Below are 4,831 nucleotides of genomic sequence, written 5' to 3'. Positions count from 1 at the left end.
GTGCCGCCCCAGCGGCACTGCTGCCCGCAGCTACGTGGGCGGGATGGGCGGCACGATTGCCCGCAGCTGCGTGAGCGGGGATGGGCGGTGCGGTGGCCCGCAGCTGGGTAGGCGGGCGGGTCAGTCCTCGTCGCCCCGCCCGGTCTGGGGGTCATGCCACTTGGGGTCGTTCTCCCACTCCAGGTTTCGCTCGCGGGCGGTCTGCATCGCGTGTTCGGCCTCCGTGCGGGAGGCGTACGGGCCGAATCGGTTCTTGGCCGGGCAGTCCGGGCCCTCCTCGACCTTCTTGTGCTCCAGGCAGTAGTACCACTCGCCCGGCTTTCCGACCGTGCGCTTCTTGAACAGGGCCATGACCAGCTCCTCTCGCCACCGACATGTTCCCCCGAGCCCGCTGGTTAGACTCGCCGCATGTCTGGCCAGTCGCTGCTCGTACCAGGGGAGCTGTCTCCCACCCGTTCCGTACCCGGAAACATCCGCCGGCCCGAGTACGTCGGCAAACCGGCGCCCGCGCCCTACACCGGCCCGGAGGTGCAGACGCCCGAGACGGTCGAGGCGATGCGCGTGGCCGGGCGGATCGCGGCGCGGGCGATGGAGGAGGCCGCCAAGGCCATCGCGCCCGGTGTCACGACGGACGAGCTGGACCGGATCGCGCACGAGTACATGTGCGACCACGGCGCCTACCCGTCGACGCTCGGCTACCGCGGTTTCCCGAAGTCCCTGTGCACCTCCGTCAACGAGGTGATCTGCCACGGCATCCCCGACTCCACCGTGCTGCGCGACGGTGACATCGTCAATCTCGACGTGACGGCGTACATCGGCGGCGTGCACGGCGACAACAACGCGACCTACCTGGTCGGCGACGTGGACGAGGAGAGCCGGCTGCTGGTCGAGCGGACCCGGGAGTCGCTGGCCCGCGCGATCAAGGCGGTCAAGCCGGGCCGGCAGATCAACATCATCGGCCGGGTCATCGAGTCGTACGCGAAGCGCTTCGGGTACGGGGTGGTGCGGGACTTCACCGGGCACGGGATCAGCTCGTCGTTCCACTCCGGGCTGATCGTCCCGCACTACGACAGCCCGCACGCGACCACGGTCATCCAGCCGGGGATGACCTTCACGATCGAGCCGATGCTGACGCTCGGTACGCACGAGTACGACATGTGGGACGACGGCTGGACGGTCGTGACGAAGGACCGCAGGCGGACGGCCCAGTTCGAGCACACGCTGGTGGTGACGGACACCGGCGCGGACATCCTGACGCTGCCCTGAGGTCCGACCGCCCCCCGCACGAGCCCGCTCTCTTCGGAGGGCGGGCTTTCGCGTGCTCCAGGGGGTAGGGTTTTTACCGACAGCCTGTCGGAATCTTTACCGACGATCAGTCGGGAAAGGTATTGACTTAGGTAAGGCTAACCAAAGAAAATCGGCCCCATGGACTCCTTCTCTACCCTCATCCGCACGGCCTCCCACGAGCAGCACGTGGAGGCGGAGACCTCCACCTTCATGAGCGACCTGCTCGGCGGCCGGCTCGGCGTGGACGCGTACGCGCGCTACACCGAGCAGCTGTGGTTCGTCTACGAAGCCCTGGAGACCGGCGCGGGACGGCTGGCGGCGGACCCGGTGGCCGGGCCGTTCATCCGGCCGGAGCTGCTGCGGCTGGCCTCCCTGGAGCGGGACCTGGCGCACCTGCGCGGACCGGACTGGCGCACGGGCCTGAGCGCCCTGCCGGCGACCGAGGAGTACGCGGCCCGGGTCCGCGAGTGCGCCGAGGAGTGGCCGGCGGGGTACATCGCCCACCACTACACGCGCTACCTCGGCGACCTGTCCGGCGGTCAGATCATCCGCGACAAGGCGGAGCGCACCTGGGGCTTCGCGCGCAAGGGCGACGGCGTCCGGTTCTACGTGTTCGAGGAGATCTCCAACCCGGCCGCGTTCAAGCGCGAGTACCGCGAGCTGCTGGACGGCGTGCGCGCCGACGAGTTGGAGAGGCAGCGGGTCGTCGGCGAGTGCAAGCGGGCCTTCGCGCTGAACACGGCGGTCTTCCGGGCCCTGGGCGAGGAGTTCCCGCTGTCGGCCTGACCGGGCGGGTCACCGCTCCAGGCGGACCCGTCCCCCGATCTCGATCCACCCCCCGGGCTGGGGGGCCGTGAGGATCTGCGACCCGGCCCCCTGCGTGATGTTGAGGGCGCGGCCCAGCCGCTCGGTCAGCAGCAGCGCCGCGGCTCCGGTCGCCTCGTCCTCGTCGATGCCGTCGTCGCGCCCGGGGAAGCCGCGGGCCCGGACCCGGCCGGCCGCCTCGTCCTCCCACGCCCAGGCATACACCCTCCCCCAGACTTCGTCCGGGGGGACCCCCATCTCGCTTCGCTCGCCCTTGGGCGGCACCGGCAGCGCGTCGACCTCGGCGACATCGGCGTACTGGCGCAGCGTGCGCGGCGGCGCCCACTCGGGGCGGGCCTCGATCCAGCTGAACTCGCCGTCCTGCCGGGCGCCCACCGTCCCTGCGGGGGTGACGAGTTCGGGCACGTCCAGCAGCCAGGCCGTGCCGACGCAGGGGTGCCCGGCGAACGGCAGGCGCAGGGTGGGCGTGTAGATGTCGACGACGCCGCGTTCGGGGTCGTCGACGAACACGGTCTCGCTGAAGCCGAGTTTGGCGGCGAGCTCCTGCCGCTCGTCCCGTCCGGGCAGCACGGAGCCGTCCCGGACGACGCCGAGCTCGTTGCCGTATCCGCCGTTCGGCGCGCAGAAGACGCGCAGTACGTCGTAGTCAGTCACCCGGGCATTCAAGCATCGCCGGGGCGGTGCCCCGTGCCCCGGAGAACGGCCGGGTGGGGGCGGCCGCGCCGCCCCCACCCGGGGATCACCGGGAGGCCGCCCGCCGCCTCCGTGCCACGAGCACCGTGCCCGCGCCGAGCACCACCGCGGCGCCGGCCGCCGCACCCAGGGCCGGGCCCGGGAGGCCCGCGCCGGTGGAGGCGAGGCTGCCGCCGCCGATACCGCCGCCCGTGGTCGAGCCGGTGATGCCGCCGACGGTCGCGGCACCGCCGGTACCCCCGGTGCCCCCGCTGCCGCCGGTGCCCGAGCCGGACGCGCCGCCGGTGCCCCCGGTCGTGCCCGTGCCGCCGCCCGGCAGTTGCGCGTCGTCGGTCAGCGCCACCGACAGGTCGACCGCGTCGAGTGCCGTGCCGGCCGGGTAGTTGCCGAAGACCTTCGCGCCGGCGTCGGTGACCGTGGCGGCGATGCCGTCGACCGTGATGACGTTCTTCTCGGCGGTCAGGTCGGCCGACTTGGCCTTCAGGTCGGCGAGGACCACGCCCGGCGACTTCGCGCCGAGGCTGGTGACGTCGGCGGTGAGCTTGCCGGTGCCGCCGTCGAGGGTGACCTTGAAGTTGGCCAGCGTCAGGTCGAGGCCGTAGGTGCCGCCGCTCTGGTGGCCCTTGAAGTTCACGGCGCCCTGGAAGGAGGCGGTGAGCTTGTCGGCGGCGGTGTCGTAGGTGCCGGTGGCCTTCTTGAAGGTGAACGCGCCGTTCCCGGCGGCCTGGGTGGCACCGCCGGAGACGGTGATCCGGCCCTTGGCCATCGGCCCGACGACATAGGCGCGGAAGGACTCCTTCACGCCCCAGCCGAGGGTGCCGTCGGCGATCCTGCCCTTCGCCGGCGCCTCAGAAGCAGAGGCGGAGGCGGACGGTGCACCGGCACTGGCACTCGTGCTCGCGGTCGGGCTCGGGCTCGGTGCCTGGCTCGTCGACGGCGCGGTCGGCATCGTCCCCGTGCCGGTCGGGTCCGGGGTGCCGGGCTCGGTGGACGGGGAGGGGGTGGGTTCCTGCGTGGTCGGCTCGGGGCTGGGCTCCGTGCTGGGCGGCGTCTTCTGCGCCACCGTCAGGGGGTCGCCGGCCGCGCCCGCGTAGCTCGCGCTGCCCAGGTACTCCCCCGCCTCGGTGGTCAGGGTGGTCGCCATGTCCTTCATCTCGCGGGTCACGGCGACCTTCGCGAACGGGACGTCGTCACCCTCGGTGGTCTTCGGGGTCTCACCGGACGTGTCGACCTTCTTCACGTCGGCGGTGATCTGACCGGCCTTGCTGTCGAAGCGCACGTCGGTGAGCGTGACCTCGAAGTGGTGCGCCGTGGAGGCGGCCACCACGCTGCCCTCGAAGGCGAGGTCGACGGTGTTGCCGGCGGAGTCGTAGGTGCCGGTGCCGTCGGCGAAGGTGAACGCGCCGTTGCCGGCCGCCTGGGTGGCACCGCCCGCGGTGGTGAAGCTGCCGAACATGCCGACGTAGGTGCGGTACGACTGCTTGACGCCCCACGTCAGTTCGTAGTCCTTGAGCGGGACCTCGGCGGCCGATGCGGTGGTCGCGCCGGCGGCGGCGAGGGCGGTGGCGCCGAGCGCGGCGGCCGTGGCCACGGCGGCGGCGAGTGCGGTGGAGCGGCGGCGTCTGACGGGCATGGCTCGGTTCTCCTTGGGTGCGGGGCCGCCGTCGGGCGGCCCGGTGTCATGGGTTCAGCCCTCGTCCGGTGCGGACGCGGCGGGCCGGGCGCGGCGCCGGCGCAGGGCGACGGCCACGAGGGCCGCGGCCACCAGCAGCAGGGCGCCGGCCGCGAGGGAGACGGGCAGGGCGGGGAAGCCGCCGTCGTCGGAGGCGTCGGCGACGGGTGCGGCGGAAGCGCCGGCGGCCTCGGCCCGCTTCGGCTGCGGGCTCGGGCTCGCCGTGGGCGCGCTGCCGAGGTCGGGCAGGGCGGGCAGCTTCGCGTCGGCGGTGAGGGCGACGGCCAGGGACACCGGGTCCATCTCGGTGCCCGCCGGGTACATCCCGCCGAAGACCTGGGCGCCGCGCGCGGT

General features: G+C 72.9%; 5 protein-coding genes and 1 pseudogene. 2 read left to right on the top strand and 4 right to left on the bottom strand.

Translation table 11 applies throughout. From position 1 onward, the window contains the following. Positions 1-120 precede the first annotated feature (120 nt). Positions 121-351, bottom strand: coding sequence for a hypothetical protein (locus GTW67_RS36620; RefSeq protein ID WP_161169015.1), 231 nt, complete (start codon positions 349-351; stop codon positions 121-123). 57 nt (positions 352-408) lie between these two features. Between GTW67_RS36620 and map the strand changes: the two genes are divergently transcribed. Beyond that, the gene (gene map / locus GTW67_RS36615; protein ID WP_161169014.1) at positions 409-1,266 is read left to right on the top strand and encodes a type I methionyl aminopeptidase; all 858 of its coding nucleotides are present in this window, start codon (positions 409-411) and stop codon (positions 1,264-1,266) included. A gap of 159 nt (positions 1,267-1,425) precedes the next feature. Beyond that, positions 1,426-2,073, top strand: a complete 648-nt coding sequence (locus GTW67_RS36610; protein WP_161169013.1) for a biliverdin-producing heme oxygenase — start codon at positions 1,426-1,428, stop codon at positions 2,071-2,073. Between the two features lie 9 nt (positions 2,074-2,082). On the opposite strand, the gene GTW67_RS36605 is transcribed toward GTW67_RS36610, so the two are convergent. The 3 genes and pseudogenes from GTW67_RS36605 to GTW67_RS36595 form a co-directional block, all read right to left on the bottom strand. Then, positions 2,083-2,766 carry a PhzF family phenazine biosynthesis protein gene (locus GTW67_RS36605; protein WP_161169012.1) on the bottom strand — a complete coding sequence of 228 codons (684 nt, stop codon included), beginning with the start codon at positions 2,764-2,766 and terminating at the stop codon, positions 2,083-2,085. An 85-nt stretch (positions 2,767-2,851) separates the two neighbouring features. After that, positions 2,852-4,438: an HtaA domain-containing protein gene (locus GTW67_RS36600; RefSeq protein ID WP_161169011.1), complete on the bottom strand. Its 1,587-nt coding sequence runs from the start codon at positions 4,436-4,438 to the stop codon at positions 2,852-2,854. Between the two features lie 54 nt (positions 4,439-4,492). Further along, positions 4,493-4,831: pseudogene (locus tag GTW67_RS36595) on the bottom strand (HtaA domain-containing protein); the annotation flags it as partial.

The organism is Streptomyces sp. SID5910 (assembly GCF_009862125.1).
GTDB lineage: Bacteria > Actinomycetota > Actinomycetes > Streptomycetales > Streptomycetaceae > Streptomyces.
The sequence above is the reverse complement of the archived record's forward strand: the minus strand, read 5'-3'. Positions and strand labels throughout refer to the sequence as shown.

Coding starts and splice junctions, on each gene's coding strand:
- GTW67_RS36620 (WP_161169015.1), bottom strand. CDS start 351: ATGGCCCTGTTCAAGAAGCGCACGGTCGGAAAGCCGGGCGAGTGGTAC.
- map (WP_161169014.1), top strand. CDS start 409: ATGTCTGGCCAGTCGCTGCTCGTACCAGGGGAGCTGTCTCCCACCCGT.
- GTW67_RS36610 (WP_161169013.1), top strand. CDS start 1,426: ATGGACTCCTTCTCTACCCTCATCCGCACGGCCTCCCACGAGCAGCAC.
- GTW67_RS36600 (WP_161169011.1), bottom strand. CDS start 4,438: ATGCCCGTCAGACGCCGCCGCTCCACCGCACTCGCCGCCGCCGTGGCC.